We start from the raw sequence: 13,688 nt of genomic DNA on the forward strand, positions 1-13,688 counted from the left end.
AATGGAGTGCGACATGGACCCGCTGAGCCCGGACGAAATCGAACGCTACAAGCGCCATATTCTCTTGCCGGAAATCGGCGGTGCCGGGCAGCAGCGTCTGAAGGCCGCGCGGGTGCTGGTAATCGGGGCTGGTGGCCTCGGCGCGCCTGTCCTTCATTATCTTGCTGCAGCCGGTGTCGGCACGCTTGGCCTGATCGATGACGACGTGGTCTCCCTGTCCAATCTCCAGCGGCAGGTGATCCACGATACCGGCACGATCGGTGAGCTGAAAACGGCAAGCGCCCGCGCAGCCATCGCCCGGCTCAACCCGCATGTGCGTACCCTTGTTTTTGAGGAGCGTTTTTCGCAGGTCTGGGCGCACACCCATCTGCCATCCTTCGATCTCCTTATCGACGGTTCTGATAATTTCGACACACGTTATGCCGCTGCCGATGCCGCAGAGGCTGCTAAAAGGCCGCTGGTAACGGGCGCTGTCGGCCGTTTCGATGGTTCGGTAACGGTGCTGAAACCCTATGAGGCGGGTGCCGATGGTAATCTGCTGCCGGGGTATCGCGATCTGTTTCCCGAGCCACCGCCGCAGGGGCTTATTCCGAATTGCGCGGAAACGGGCATCGTCGGCGCTTTGACCGGCGTGATCGGCACGATCATGGCCATGGAGGCCATCAAGGTGATCACCGCTGCCGGCGAGCCATTGGTCGGCCGCCTGCTTCTCTATGACGCCCTGTCGGCCCGCTTCGAAACCGTGCGTTACAAGCGCCGCCATGCTGGAAAAAAAACATGACTGAGATCACAAGGATTAGCGAAGAATTCGAGCGCTGGCAGGAGCTGCTTGCGCTTATCATGTCGTCCTTCGCCTATATGGACGGCGTCATCGACCCACCATCGTCCGCTCACCGTTTGACGCTCGAAAATCTCGCGGAGAAGGCGAGGGCGGAGACCGCTTTCGTGGCGCTGGATGGTGATGAGATTGTTGGCTGCCTGTTTTGCCGGCAGGAACCACCGGCGTGCCTTTACGTCGGCAAGCTGTGCGTCTCCCTGAAAGCGCAGGGCAAAGGCATCGGCAAAATGCTTCTGGAACGGGCCGAAGCATTGGCCCGCGAATTGGCGTTACCGGCGCTGCGGCTGGAAACGCGTATCGAGCTTGTCGGCAATCACGCGAAATTCGCCGCCTGGGGTTTCATCAAAACCGCTGAAAACGCCCATCCGGGTTACGACCGCACGACCTCGATTGAAATGACGAAATTCCTCGGCTGAGACGGCTCAATTTTTGATCCGCTTAAAAGCCTGCTTCTCCCTTCCACGTCACGAGCAGACACGGCTTGTCTGAACCGGTTCAGTTCCGCCCCGGCAGCACCCGGTTCGGCGGTCGGTGTCCGTCGAAAAGCGTGCGGATGTTGATGATGACCTTGTCACCCATCTCGATGCGTCCCTCGATCGTTGCCGAGCCCATATGGGGAAGCAGCACGACCTTTCCTTCTCTCGCGAGCTTGATGAGCTTGGGATTGATTGCGGGTTCGTTTTCGTAGACATCGAGACCGGCTCCGGCGATCTTTCCGTCGCGCAGGCACTGGATCATTGCCGCCTCATCGATGATATCGCCGCGCGCCGTGTTGACGATGTAGCTTGTCGGCTGCATCAGCGCGAGCCGTCGTGCCGAGATCAGGTGATAGGTCGCAGGTGTGGAGGGGCAATTGACGGAAACAATATCCACCCGCGCCAGCATCTGGTCGAGGCTATCCCAATAGGTTGCCTCAAGCTCCGCTTCCGTCGCCGGGTTGACGCGCTTGCGGTTGTGATAGTGTATGGAGAGGCCGAAAGCCTTGGCGCGCCGCGCAACTGCCGTACCGATGCGGCCCATGCCGACAATGCCGATGCGTTTACCGGAAATGCGCCGTCCCAGCATCCAGGTCGGCGACCAGCCCAGCCATTCGTCGGCGCCATTGGCAAGCACGCGCGTGCCTTCGATCAGACGGCGCGGCACGGCCAGCACCAGCGCCATGGTGATATCGGCGCTGTCTTCGGTCAGCACGTTGGGCGTGTTGGTCACTGTGATGCCCTTTCGGGCAGCCGCGTCCACATCCACATGGTCTATGCCGTTGGAGAAGCTTGCGATCAGCTTCAGTTGCGGCCCTGCTTTCTCGATCATGCCGGCGGTGATGCGGTCCGTGACCGTCGGCACCAGAACGTCGACCCGCTGCATGGCGGCCACAAGCTCTTCCTCGCGGCGCTGCGTATCGTCGATATTCAGTTCGGCATCGAAGAGTTCTCGCATTCTGGTTTCGACGACGTCAGGCAATTTGCGGGTGATATAGACTGTCGGTCTCTTCTTGTGGGTCATCGTTTGCCGCTGCCTTGTTCAGAAGTCATTAACCAGAAAGAGCGATAATTTCTTTCAATCAGGGCGTTTCTACCAGACCCACCGGCGAAGACAAATAAAACTCGCCGAAGCTTGAGGCGTGTGGAAACGAGCCTCCTCGAATTTAATCCGGTTTGCAGAAGGCAGGAAACGGAAATGGGCATGCGCAGTGTGGTTTCTATGGTTTGCATTGCATCGTCTCTGGGCCTCTTTGGTGTGGCGAACGAGGCCATGGCGCAAGGCGCTGCCAAAGGCGCAAGCGGCCTGCCTTTGCCGCGTTTTGTCAGCCTGAAATCCAAGCGCGTCAACATGCGCATCGGACCCAGCACGGATTATGCCGTTTCCTGGATGTATATGAAATCGGGAATGCCGGTTGAAATCATTCAGGAATATGAGAACTGGCGGCGCATCCGCGATGCCGATGGCACGGAAGGCTGGGTTAACCAGGCGCTGCTTTCCGGTGAGCGCACGGCAGTCGCCGCGCCGTGGATGCGCGGCAAGGGCAAGGATGTCTACGTGAACATGCGCCGCGACGCACAGTCGGGCGCCTCCGTCATCGCCCGGCTGGAGCCGGGTGTCGTCTTCAGGATCGGTGAATGCAACGGCGACTGGTGCCGCGCCGAGGCCGGTCAGGCCTCAGGCTGGGTGTCGCAGGGTGAAATCTGGGGTGCTTATCCCGGCGAGGCCTTTAAATAAGGCCGTTTTTCTCGCCCAGCGCCTTGAGCGATGACATCGGACGCGGCCCGACCTGCTGAATGACGGCGGCAGCAGCAAGGCAGCCGAGTTTGCCGCAATCTTCCAGAGACCGATCCTGCGTGTAACCGAACAGGAAGCCGGCGGCGAAAAGATCGCCGGCACCCGTTGTGTCGACCACGTCATACACCGGATAGGCTTCTACCTTCACGCGTTCCGTGCCGCGCAGGATAACGGCACCTTCTTCGCTCATCGTCACCGCTGCGATCTTGCAATCGGCAGCGATTTTCGTCAGCGCCAGCTCGAAATCGTCGGTTTCATAAAGCGAGAGAGCTTCCTGCTTGTTGGCGAAAACGATGTCCACGGTGCCGGAACGCATCAGGTCGAGAAATTCTTCGCGGTATCGGCCAACGCAGAAACTGTCTGAAAGCGTCATGGAGACTTCACGGCCGTTCTCATGCGCAATGCGGGCGCAATCGCGAATGGCATCCTTGGCGCGCGGCGGATCCCACAAGTAACCTTCGAAATAGGTGACCTTCGTGTTCGCCACGACGTCTTCTTCTACATCTTCCGGACCGAGATCGACGCAGGCGCCGAGATAGGTGTTCATCGAGCGCTCACCGTCTTCCGTGACGAAGATCATCGAGCGGGCAGTCGGCGGAAACGTGCCTTCCGGCTTCGTTTCGAAATAGACGCCCTGCGCGCGGATATCGTGTTGGAAGATTTCGCCGAGCTGATCTTCTGCCACCTTGCCGAAATAAGCCGCCCTGCCACCGAAATTCGCCACGCCCGCCGCCGTGTTGCCCGCACTTCCGCCGGAGGCCTCGAGCGCGGGTCCCATCAGCGAATAGAGCAGTTCGGCCCGCTCCGCGTCGATGAGGTTCATCGCGCCCTTGGTGATGGCGTTATCATTGAGGAAGCGATCATCACAACGGGAAATGATGTCGACGATGGCATTGCCGACAGTCAGTACGTCGAATTTCGTCATAGGCCCTATCCGGTTTGCAGGGTGCACATTTTTGAACGGTCTTAAACAATTCTGGCGGCAAGAAAAGCCCAAAGGGAAAATATGCGGTTCTCCACCAGAGACAGAAACGCGTCATGTGCCTGTAATGTGGTTAAGCTATCACTCCGATCAGAGCAAACGGTGCGTGAATACGGACCAGAATAGAAGACATGAGGTCTTCTGGCTCACCCGTTATCTCCGTCACGGATGTACTGACGGCGTATAACGGATATGACAAAAGGCGGGGGAAACCCCGGCTTTTTCTTTTGGTCCACCTTTGGTGCGCCTCTTTCTAGAGTGCCGCAAGCGGGTTTTCATTATAGACGGTACTCGAAAAACCGACCGCAGCGCCACTTGATCCAGTGACCGGTTTTGAGGGGCTTTCTGCAAAAATACCTGACGGAGCTACGTCGCGTATTAAATGAAACATCCGGGTGCAGCGTTTTCGCGATTCCATTCCCTTGGAAAAGGCTCTAAAGCGGAGTATCTCCCGCAAAAGCCGCGAAAGCTCTCCCTCCATGTCTGCCGTTGCCGCGAACGTCGCTCCGATTTTCATTCTTATCCTGATCGGCTGGCTCACCGTCAAGGCCGGCTTGTTTAGGGCTGATGCCGGTGAGATTCTCAGCGATTTCGTGTTCAAGATCGCCGTGCCGACTTTGATCTTCCGCACTCTTGCGGAGGCGAATTTTCATGGCGCATCGCCCTTCCGGCTGTGGCTGACCTATTTCGCCGGCGTGGCCGTAACCTGGACGGTTGGGCATATCGTCACGCGGTACATCTTCAAGCAGGATAGTCGCATCGCCGTCATAGCCGGCATATCCTCGGCCTTTGCCAACAATATCTTCATCGGCCTGCCGCTCGTAGGGCGGTCCATCGGGGATGAGGGGCTGGTCGCCCTCTCCATTCTGCTGGCCATCCATCTGCCGGTCATGATGATTGCCGGTACCATCCTGATGGAGAACGCCACGCATAAGGCGGTGGGCGGCGAAAAGCGCAGCATGGCTTCTGTCTTCAGGCAGGTCGGCCGCAACCTCATCACAAATCCGCTGGTGATCGGACTTTTCATCGGGCTTTCGACCAATGTTTCAGGCGTGACGCTCACGCCCATCCTTAAGACCGTGGTTGATCAGATCGCGTCCATGGCGGGACCGGCAGCGCTCATCTCGCTCGGCATGGCGCTGACGAAATACACCATTCGCGGTAATCTTGGGATTGCCGTCACCATGACGGTTTTCAAACTGCTGCTTCTGCCCGCCTGCGTGTGGGCCATGGGCCATGCTCTCGGCCTCAGTCGGGAATGGACAGCTGCCCTCGTGCTCACCTCGTCGGTGCCGACAGGGGTGAATGCATGGCTGATCGCCAACCGCTTCGGCATCGGCCACAGCGTTGCGGCCTCCACCATCAGCATTTCCACGGCGACCGGTGTTCTTTCCGTGTCGCTGTGGGCATGGCTGTTGAGCTGATGATGCTCGAATTGCTTACTTCTGGGCGCTCAGGATCTTGAAGCGCGCGTTGCGGCATACCTCGGCGCTGGTGCGGAATTCCGCCGCCAGAACCGGCTCATAGGGCATGCCGCGATTGGCGACCATCAGCAGCTTTCCACCGTTGCGAAGCGCGCCGGCAGCCGTCTTGATAAAGGCCTGACCGAGAGCGGGTTCTGCCGCCTGTCCTGCCGCGTGGAAAGGCGGGTTCATGATGATGAGGTCGTATTTTTCTTTCGGCGGCTCGTTTGCAAGGTCCTGCCAGAAGAAGCGCGCCGTCAGTCGCGGATTGTTTTCAAGAAGATTGGTTTTGGCGAATTCGAGCGCGTTCCAGTCCGCTTCGAAAAGATCGATACGCGCCGTGCGCGGCGATTTTTCCGCCAGCATGACCGAGAGATAACCCCAGCCTGCGCCGAAATCGGCGGCGTTGCCGTCGAAGTCGGTCGGCAGGCGCGACGCGAGCAGCTCCGAGCCATCGTCCACGCGGTCATGCGAGAACATGCCGGGCATGGCGGTGAAACGGCCAGCAACCGTAACGGAATGTTGCGCGAGTTTCGACACGGCAGATGCAACGTCTTCCGGCCGTTTGAACCAGAGGGCGACGCCGTGGTACTTCGGCGTCGATTCCGCCTCGATGCCAAGCTTTGCCAGCGTCTTGCGCAGCGTCAGGATGCCGTCTTCCTTCGATCCCGCCGCCACGATCAACCCACCCGCCTTGACGCGAGAGAGCGCTTCAGCGACGCGGTTTTCGTTCTCGCCGCGATGTTTGCCGCAAAGCAGCAACGCCGCATCGTAGTCCTCGCCGGAAATATCCGGCGTGACCTCTGCGTTCTGCGCCTGAAGAGCCCGGTAAAGCGGTCGAAAATTCTGAACCGAGACGATGTCAGCGTTAAAACCGTCTAGCCGCGGGCCGGCTTCCGCTCCCAGAAACAGAACGCGCTCGCCCTCTTTCGGCAAGTCGAGCATCTCTGCGGCAAAGGGATGGAAAAGGGTTTTAACAGCATCACGGCTCATTGGAGCGTCCTCAAGATGGAATAGAAAAAAGGCGCGGGCAAAACCCGCGCCTCGATAGGGTCTGGCGAGGCTGCCTTATTCGGCAGCGGCTTCGCCATCTTCCTTCTTCTTGTCTGCGGCAACTTCCTTGCCGGTTGCCTGGTCGACAACCTTCATGGACAGGCGAACCTTGCCACGCTCGTCGAAGCCCATCAGCTTGACCCAGACCTTGTCGCCTTCCTTGACGACGTCGGAGGTCTTGGCGACACGCTCGGAAGCGAGCTGCGAGATGTGAACGAGGCCGTCGCGGGCGCCGAAGAAGTTGACGAAAGCGCCGAAGTCAGCGGTTTTGACGACCGTACCTTCGTAGATCTGGCCGACTTCCGGTTCTGCAACGATCGAATGGATCCACTTGCGGGCCGCTTCGATTTCCTTGCCGGAAGCAGAAGCGATCTTGACGGTGCCATCGTCTTCGATGTTGATCTTGGCGCCGGTCTTTTCGACGATTTCGCGGATGACCTTGCCGCCCGAACCGATGACTTCACGGATCTTGTCGACCGGAATGTTCATCACTTCGATGCGCGGTGCGAATTCGCCAAGCTGGCCGCGGCTCTCGGTGATGGCATTCGCCATCTCGCCGAGGATGTGCTTGCGGCCACCCTGTGCCTGCTCCAGAGCGATCTTCATGATCTCTTCGGTGATACCGGCGATCTTGATGTCCATCTGCAGCGAGGTGATGCCGTCGGCAGTACCTGCAACCTTGAAGTCCATATCGCCGAGGTGATCTTCGTCACCCAGGATGTCGGAGAGAACCGCAAAGCGCTCGCCTTCAAGGATAAGGCCCATGGCGATACCGGCAACTGGCTTGGCCAGCGGTACGCCAGCGTCCATCAGTGCAAGCGAGGTGCCGCAAACCGTTGCCATCGACGAAGAGCCGTTGGACTCGGTGATTTCGGAAACGACGCGCAGCGTGTAGGGGAACTGTTCCGCAGTCGGCAGCATCGGACGGATAGCGCGCCATGCGAGCTTGCCGTGACCGATTTCGCGACGGCCCGGGGAACCCATACGGCCCGTTTCACCGACCGAGTACGGCGGGAAGTTGTAATGCAGAAGGAAACGTTCCTTGTACATGCCGGTCAGGCTGTCGACATACTGTTCGTCTTCGCCGGTGCCGAGCGTCGCAACAACGATCGCCTGGGTTTCACCACGGGTGAACAGCGCCGAGCCGTGCGTACGCGGCAGGATGCCAACTTCCGAAACGATCGGACGAACGGTCGACAGGTCGCGGCCATCGATGCGGCTCTTGGTGTCGAGAACGTTCCAGCGAACGATCTTCGCCTGAAGGTGCTTGAAGACAGCGCCGATTTCTTCAGGGCTATACTTCGCTTCGCCTTCTTCCGGCAGGAAGTGAGCCTTGACCTTCGCCTTTACGGCGTCGACGGCGGCGTAACGGGCAGCCTTTTCGGTGATCTTGTAGGCGGTGCGCAGTTCGGTTTCGGCAAGGCCGAGCATTTCGTTTTCGAGTGCGGAGAAATCTTCCGGTTCGAATTCGCGCGGTTCCTTGGCGGCAACTTCAGCGAGCTTGATGATCGCGTCGATAACCGGCTGGAAGCCGCGATGGCCGAACATGACGGCGCCGAGCATGACGTCTTCGTTGAGTTCCTTGGCTTCCGACTCCACCATCAGGACGGCGTCCTGCGTGCCGGCAACAACCAGATCCAGAACCGATTCATCCATCTCATCAAGATGCGGGTTCAGAACATATTCGCCGTTGATGTAACCAACGCGCGCGCCGCCGACCGGGCCCATGAAAGGAATGCCAGACAGTGTGAGCGCAGCGGATGCGGCAACCATCGACAGAACGTCCGGGTCATTTTCGAGGTCGTGCTGAATGACCGTTACGACAACCTGCGTGTCGTTCTTGTAGCCTTCAGGAAACAGCGGGCGGATCGGACGGTCGATCAGGCGGGAAACCAGCGTTTCCTTTTCCGACGGACGGCCTTCGCGCTTGAAATAGCCGCCGGGGATCTTGCCGGCTGCGTAGGTCTTTTCCTGGTAGTTCACGGTGAGCGGGAAGAAGTCCTGTCCAGGCTTCGGAGACTTTGCGGAAACCACCGTCGCAAGAACCATCGTCTCGCCGTAGGTTGCGATGACGGCGCCGTCAGCCTGACGGGCAACCTTGCCTGTCTCGAGCTTCAGCGGGCGGCCAGCCCATTCGATTTCCACGGAGTGTTTATTGAACATATCTTGTCCTTGTTTGTGTATGCCCGCCTTGCGAGGGGGCAACGAACGACGCAATCACGGGCAAGACAGCCGGAGGCTTTCAAGGTGCAAGCATCCGGCAATCCTGCCCCATGACAGGTCTGCGGTTGAAAAGGCTGCACCGGCCCATCCGGGGCTGCCTTATCGTCCGGGGGCCACATCTATGGCGAACGCCCGGAAATTGAAGATGACCTTCAAAAGGCCAGATATAAAAACCGGCGGGTATCGTTGCGAAACCCGCCGGATAAGGTTTTAGCGGCGAATGCCGAGAGCACCGATCAGCTTGCTGTAACGGGCTTCGTCCTTCTTCTTCAGATAGTCGAGAAGCGAACGGCGGCTCGAAACCAGCGTCAGAAGGCCACGACGGGAGTGGTTGTCCTTCTTGTGGTCCTTGAAGTGACCGGTCAGGTTGTTGATCCGCTCGGTCAGAATAGCGACCTGAACTTCCGGAGAACCGGTGTCGCCTTCGTTCGTTGCATATTCCTTGATGAGGGCGGCTTTGCGCTCTGCAGTAATCGACATCGGACGATCCTTTCTATTTTAAGGAAAAATGGGACGCCTAGAGCCGGGATGTCGTCCAGCTCTGGCCATTCGGCAGCATAGGCAAAGCCCAAGCTGGCGCTGCCTATAAACTATTCCGGGTACAATTGAAAGAGGCGATTGACGGCGCCCCTCAAGGCTCGTCTCAACCGAAAACGCGCTTCGGCCGGAATTCGCCCTCGCCGATCTCTCCGATGGCAATGAGCTTGCCATGCGCAGTGGCATAGGCCTCCGGGTGATTGGCCGGCGCATCACGCCCGCGCAGCAGGATCGGATTGCCCATCTTCAGCCGGTGTGCCTGATCATCATTGATGATGAGGTGGGGAAGGGATGAAAGCGCTTCCGCCGTGTCGATCAGAAAAGCATCGAGCGCTTCAAGCCGCTCGTCGCGGTCTTCGATGGCTTCGAGCGCCGTCAAGGTTTCGAGCGGTACCATCATGTCCTCGCCGAATGGCGCGACCATGGTACGGCGCAATTGCGAAATATGACCGAAACAGCCGAGATCCCGGCCCATGTCGCGCGCAAGCGCCCGCACATAGGTACCCTTGCCGCATTCCACTTCGAAATGAGCGGTGTCAGCGTCGGGGCAGGCGAGCAGCGTCAGACGGTGAATTTCCACCTCGCGCGCGGGAATCTCCACCGTTTCGCCTTCACGCGCCAGATCATAGGCCCGCTCACCGGCAATCTTGATGGCGGAAAACTGCGGCGGCGTCTGCATGATCACGCCGGTATAATTGGGCAGAATATCGCGGATCGCCTGTTCGTCCGGGCGCTGGTCGGAGGAGTTGACAACCTCGCCTTCCAGATCGTCGGTTGCGCGTTCTTCACCCCAGGTGACGGTAAACTCGTAGATTTTCCGGCCGTCCATGACGTAAGGAACGGTCTTTGTGGCGTCACCGAGGGCAATCGGCAGCATGCCGGACGCCAAGGGGTCGAGTGTTCCGGCGTGACCTGCCTTCTGGGCGTTGAACAGCCATTTGATCTTGGAAACGGCTTCGGTTGAGCCGAAATCGAGCGGCTTGTCGAGAATGAGCCAGCCCGAAATCGGGCGGCCCTTGGGTTTGCGGTTCTGTTGTTTGCGTGGTTTGGACATGCTTCAGTTCTGTTCGTCGTCTTTTTCGTTCGAAGGTCCCAGATCGCGCTGCACCTCCGGTGACCGCAGGAGTGCGTCGATCTTCTGGTAATTGTCGAAACTCGTATCGTCGCGGAAACGCAGTTCCGGCATGTACTTCATCTGCCGCAGCTGCGGGCCGAGGCGGCCGCGCATGAACTTGGCATGGCGGTTGAGCGCCGTGATGATGTCGGTGTGATCGGCAACGCCAAGCGGCGTCACGTAAGCGGTCGCGATCTTGAGATCGGGTGACATGCGCACTTCCGAGATGGAAATGACGGTGCCTTCGATCAGATCGTCGCGGACTTCGCCGCGCTGGAGAATCTGGGTCAGTGCGGCGCGCACCTGTTCGCCAACACGCAGCATGCGTTGCGAAGGGGCCGATGATGTAGCTTTTGCCATGGGTAATGCCTCAAACGGAGCGAGCGCCGGTGAAGCCGGCGCCCGACAGAAAAGTCCTGTTTTGCGGCGAGACGCTTAGAGCGTTCTCGTGATGTGTTCGACGCGGAAGCACTCGATGGTGTCGCCGGCGCGAATGTCTTCGTAATTCTCGAAGGCCATACCGCACTCCTGACCAACAGGCACTTCGTTGACTTCGTCCTTGAAGCGCTTGAGGGTCTTGAGCTTGCCTTCGTGGATAACGACGTTGTCGCGCACCAGACGCACACCCGCACCACGTTCCACCTTGCCCTCGACGACGCGGCAACCCGCGACCTTACCGACCTTGGTGATGTTGAACACCTCGAGAATTTCGGCATTGCCGAGGAAGGTCTCGCGACGTTCCGGCGAAAGCAGACCCGACATCGCCGCCTTCACGTCATCCACCAGATCGTAGATGATGTTGTAGTAGCGGATTTCGATACCGGCGCGTTCGGACGCCGTACGTGCCTGTGCGTTGGCGCGAACGTTGAAGCCGATGATCGCGGCGTTCGATGCCTCGGCAAGCGAGATATCCGATTCCGTGATGGCACCAGCACCAGAGTGAACGACACGAGCGCGGACTTCGTCTGTGCCGAGCTTGTCGAGCGAAGCGATAATGGCTTCGACCGAACCTTGCACGTCCGCCTTGATGACCAGCGGGAATTCCTTCAATCCCGAAGTCTGCAACTGGCTCATCATCTGTTCCAGCGAGCCGCGCTGACCGGTCTGACGGGCAACAGCCTTGTCGCGAGCCAGACGCTGGCGGTATTCGGAGATCTCGCGAGCACGACCTTCGTTTTCGACAACCGCAAAACGGTCACCGGCCGACGGCGTACCGGAAAGGCCGAGGATTTCGACCGGCATGGCCGGACCGGCTTCCTTTACGTGGTCGCCCTTGTCGTTGACGAGCGCGCGCACACGGCCCCACTGATCGCCGGCAACGATGATCTGGCCGGGCTTCAGTGTACCCTTCTGCACGAGAACGGTCGCGACGGCACCACGTCCACGGTCCAGCTCGGCTTCGATGACCGTGCCTTCCGCAGTGCGGCTTGGATCCGCCTTGAGATCGAGGATTTCTGCCTGAAGCAGGATCGCTTCGAGCAGCTTGTCGAGGTTGAGCTTGTTCTTGGCCGACACTTCGACATCAAGAACTTCACCACCCATCGATTCCACGAACACTTCGTGCTGCAGCAGCTGCTGGCGAACCTTTTCAGGGTTTGCCTCGTGCTTGTCGATCTTGTTGATCGCAACGACGATCGGAACACCGGCCGCCTTCGCATGGTTAATCGACTCGATCGTCTGCGGCATCACGCTGTCGTCGGCTGCAACAACCAGCACGGCGATGTCGGTTGCCTGCGCACCACGGGCACGCATTGCCGTAAAGGCGGCGTGGCCGGGGGTGTCGATGAAGGTGATCTTCTGACCGTTCTTTTCGACCTGATAGGCGCCGATATGCTGGGTGATGCCACCGGCCTCGCCAGCAACGACATTCGCCTGACGGATAGCGTCGAGCAGCGAGGTCTTGCCGTGGTCGACGTGGCCCATGATGGTCACGACCGGCGGACGGGAAACCATCTCGCCTTCATCGTCAGCCTTGTTGAAGAGACCCTCTTCAACGTCGGATTCGGAAACGCGCTTGACCGTATGGCCGAATTCGACCGCGATCAGTTCCGCCAGATCGGCGTCGATCACGTCGCCCGGCTTCAGCATCTGGCCTTCCTTCATCAGGAACTTGATGACGTCAACGGCGCGCTCGGACATACGCTGCGACAGTTCCTGAATGGTGATGGTTTCCGGCAGGATGACTTCGCGCAGAACCTTTTCGCGGGTTTCCTGCATCTGGCTGCGACGGAATTTCTCCTGGCGGCGGCGCATGGATGCCATCGAGCGGCCACGCGGCGTACCATCTTCTTCGAGATTGGCGGCGGTCACGGTCAGCTTGCCACGACGGCGCTCTTCTTCGGTCTTCAGGCGGGCTGCGGGCTTGGCCGGAACCGGAGCCACGACCTTGCCACGAGCCGGAAGGCTGCTGCCACGACGGACTGCGCCGCGATCGTCCTCGTCGTCGCCACCGGTGCGGCGTCCGCGGGGAGCGGCGGCATCGGGCGTGGCGGGAGCGGAACGGGGAGCAACAGGCTGGGGACGGGCGTCAGCGCGTGGCGCTGGCGCAGCGGTCGCAGCCGGCTTTTCGCCGGACAGATCGGATTTCGCTTCCGTAACAGGCTGGCTCGCAGCGATCTTTGCCGCCGCAGCCTCTTCGGCAGCGCGGTTTTCGGCTTCGATTTTTTCAGCGGCGATGCGTTGTTCTTCTTCCACCTTGCGGCGAGCTTCGTCTTCGGCGCGCTGCTTGGCTTCGATAACATCGCGAGCCTGTGCTTCTATCAGCGCACGGCGGCGGGCTTCCATCTCGCCTGCGGACAGGTCGTGCAGAACGTTGCCGCGCGGACGGTCAGGCTGACGCTGCTGCGGTGCGGACGAGCCGGGGCGCTGCTGCGAATGGGAAGAACCCGGACGCTGCTGTTGGTTGCTCGGCTGTTGAATGCGTTGCTGTGGGGCCTGCGGACGCGGTGCCGAAGGGGCAGGCGCTGCCGGCTTCGGCGCCGGAGCTGCCGCCACGACAGGCTGAACCGGCTTCTCGTCTTCGGGACGCAGGGGGCGGCGCTTGCGTGTTTCCACGACAACCGCGTTGGTGCGACCTCGACCCATGTCCTGCCGCACGGTGCCCTGATTCATCCCGCCCGGTTTCAGGGTAAGAGTCTTCTTGGCCGGCGCATTGAGTGTCTTGTCGTCGTTGTTGTCGGTCATTCCGTTCCCGTTCCTACGGAC

General features: G+C 59.7%; 12 protein-coding genes. 4 read left to right on the forward strand and 8 right to left on the reverse strand.

Annotated elements, in window-relative coordinates; translation table 11 throughout:
- Nucleotides 1–13: 13 nt before the first annotated feature.
- Both QE432_RS13535 and QE432_RS13540 read left to right on the forward strand, forming a co-directional pair.
- Nucleotides 14–781 (forward strand): molybdopterin-synthase adenylyltransferase MoeB, encoded by a 768-nt coding sequence (locus QE432_RS13535; protein ID WP_038489312.1) that lies wholly within the window; start codon nucleotides 14–16, stop codon nucleotides 779–781.
- Nucleotides 778–1,254 (forward strand): GNAT family N-acetyltransferase, encoded by a 477-nt coding sequence (locus QE432_RS13540; RefSeq protein WP_306624599.1) that lies wholly within the window; start codon nucleotides 778–780, stop codon nucleotides 1,252–1,254. The genes QE432_RS13535 and QE432_RS13540 overlap by 4 nt, the downstream gene beginning before the upstream one ends.
- Before the next feature lie 79 nt (nucleotides 1,255–1,333).
- Here the strand turns inward: QE432_RS13540 and QE432_RS13545 are convergent, their stop codons facing one another.
- On the reverse strand, nucleotides 1,334–2,338 hold the full coding sequence (locus QE432_RS13545; RefSeq protein WP_111804229.1) for a 2-hydroxyacid dehydrogenase: 1,005 nt from the start codon (nucleotides 2,336–2,338) through the stop codon (nucleotides 1,334–1,336).
- Nucleotides 2,339–2,518: 180 nt separating this feature from the next.
- Between QE432_RS13545 and QE432_RS13550 the strand changes: the two genes are divergently transcribed.
- Complete coding sequence (locus QE432_RS13550) at nucleotides 2,519–3,052, forward strand: SH3 domain-containing protein (protein ID WP_306625943.1); 534 nt, start codon at nucleotides 2,519–2,521, stop codon at nucleotides 3,050–3,052.
- Here QE432_RS13550 and QE432_RS13555 read toward each other — a convergent pair.
- Nucleotides 3,045–4,037 carry an adenosine kinase gene (locus QE432_RS13555; protein WP_003514270.1) on the reverse strand — a complete coding sequence of 331 codons (993 nt, stop codon included), beginning with the start codon at nucleotides 4,035–4,037 and terminating at the stop codon, nucleotides 3,045–3,047. The genes QE432_RS13550 and QE432_RS13555 overlap by 8 nt on opposite strands.
- Nucleotides 4,038–4,573: 536 nt before the next feature.
- Between QE432_RS13555 and QE432_RS13560 the strand changes: the two genes are divergently transcribed.
- Entirely contained in the window at nucleotides 4,574–5,518 is a 945-nt protein-coding gene (locus tag QE432_RS13560) for an AEC family transporter (protein ID WP_013635221.1), read from the forward strand.
- A gap of 15 nt (nucleotides 5,519–5,533) precedes the next feature.
- On the opposite strand, the gene QE432_RS13565 is transcribed toward QE432_RS13560, so the two are convergent.
- The 6 genes from QE432_RS13565 to infB form a co-directional block, all read right to left on the reverse strand.
- Nucleotides 5,534–6,550, reverse strand: a complete 1,017-nt coding sequence (locus QE432_RS13565) for a class I SAM-dependent methyltransferase (RefSeq protein ID WP_003514275.1) — start codon at nucleotides 6,548–6,550, stop codon at nucleotides 5,534–5,536.
- A 75-nt stretch (nucleotides 6,551–6,625) separates the two neighbouring features.
- On the reverse strand, nucleotides 6,626–8,773 hold the full coding sequence (gene pnp / locus QE432_RS13570; RefSeq protein ID WP_003514278.1) for a polyribonucleotide nucleotidyltransferase: 2,148 nt from the start codon (nucleotides 8,771–8,773) through the stop codon (nucleotides 6,626–6,628).
- A 270-nt stretch (nucleotides 8,774–9,043) separates the two neighbouring features.
- Nucleotides 9,044–9,313, reverse strand: a complete 270-nt coding sequence (gene rpsO, locus QE432_RS13575; protein ID WP_003514294.1) for a 30S ribosomal protein S15 — start codon at nucleotides 9,311–9,313, stop codon at nucleotides 9,044–9,046.
- 163 nt (nucleotides 9,314–9,476) lie between these two features.
- Nucleotides 9,477–10,424 (reverse strand): tRNA pseudouridine(55) synthase TruB, encoded by a 948-nt coding sequence (truB, locus tag QE432_RS13580; RefSeq protein ID WP_003514295.1) that lies wholly within the window; start codon nucleotides 10,422–10,424, stop codon nucleotides 9,477–9,479.
- Nucleotides 10,425–10,427: 3 nt separating this feature from the next.
- Nucleotides 10,428–10,844, reverse strand: coding sequence for a 30S ribosome-binding factor RbfA (gene rbfA, locus QE432_RS13585; protein WP_003507167.1), 417 nt, complete (start codon nucleotides 10,842–10,844; stop codon nucleotides 10,428–10,430).
- Between the two features lie 75 nt (nucleotides 10,845–10,919).
- Complete coding sequence (infB, locus tag QE432_RS13590) at nucleotides 10,920–13,667, reverse strand: translation initiation factor IF-2 (protein ID WP_013635224.1); 2,748 nt, start codon at nucleotides 13,665–13,667, stop codon at nucleotides 10,920–10,922.
- Nucleotides 13,668–13,688 lie beyond the last annotated feature (21 nt).

This window comes from Agrobacterium sp. SORGH_AS_0745 (genome assembly GCF_030818995.1).
Taxonomy (GTDB): Bacteria; Pseudomonadota; Alphaproteobacteria; order Rhizobiales; family Rhizobiaceae; genus Agrobacterium; species Agrobacterium tumefaciens.

Bases quoted from the DNA above. Each gene is read 5' to 3' on its own strand.
- QE432_RS13535 (WP_038489312.1), top strand. From the start codon at position 14: ATGGACCCGCTGAGCCCGGACGAAATCGAACGCTACAAGCGCCATATT.
- QE432_RS13540 (WP_306624599.1), top strand. From the start codon at position 778: ATGACTGAGATCACAAGGATTAGCGAAGAATTCGAGCGCTGGCAGGAG.
- QE432_RS13545 (WP_111804229.1), bottom strand. From the start codon at position 2,338: ATGACCCACAAGAAGAGACCGACAGTCTATATCACCCGCAAATTGCCT.
- QE432_RS13550 (WP_306625943.1), top strand. From the start codon at position 2,519: ATGCGCAGTGTGGTTTCTATGGTTTGCATTGCATCGTCTCTGGGCCTC.
- QE432_RS13555 (WP_003514270.1), bottom strand. From the start codon at position 4,037: ATGACGAAATTCGACGTACTGACTGTCGGCAATGCCATCGTCGACATC.
- QE432_RS13560 (WP_013635221.1), top strand. From the start codon at position 4,574: ATGTCTGCCGTTGCCGCGAACGTCGCTCCGATTTTCATTCTTATCCTG.
- QE432_RS13565 (WP_003514275.1), bottom strand. From the start codon at position 6,550: ATGAGCCGTGATGCTGTTAAAACCCTTTTCCATCCCTTTGCCGCAGAG.
- pnp (WP_003514278.1), bottom strand. From the start codon at position 8,773: ATGTTCAATAAACACTCCGTGGAAATCGAATGGGCTGGCCGCCCGCTG.
- rpsO (WP_003514294.1), bottom strand. From the start codon at position 9,313: ATGTCGATTACTGCAGAGCGCAAAGCCGCCCTCATCAAGGAATATGCA.
- truB (WP_003514295.1), bottom strand. From the start codon at position 10,424: ATGTCCAAACCACGCAAACAACAGAACCGCAAACCCAAGGGCCGCCCG.
- rbfA (WP_003507167.1), bottom strand. From the start codon at position 10,844: ATGGCAAAAGCTACATCATCGGCCCCTTCGCAACGCATGCTGCGTGTT.
- infB (WP_013635224.1), bottom strand. From the start codon at position 13,667: ATGACCGACAACAACGACGACAAGACACTCAATGCGCCGGCCAAGAAG.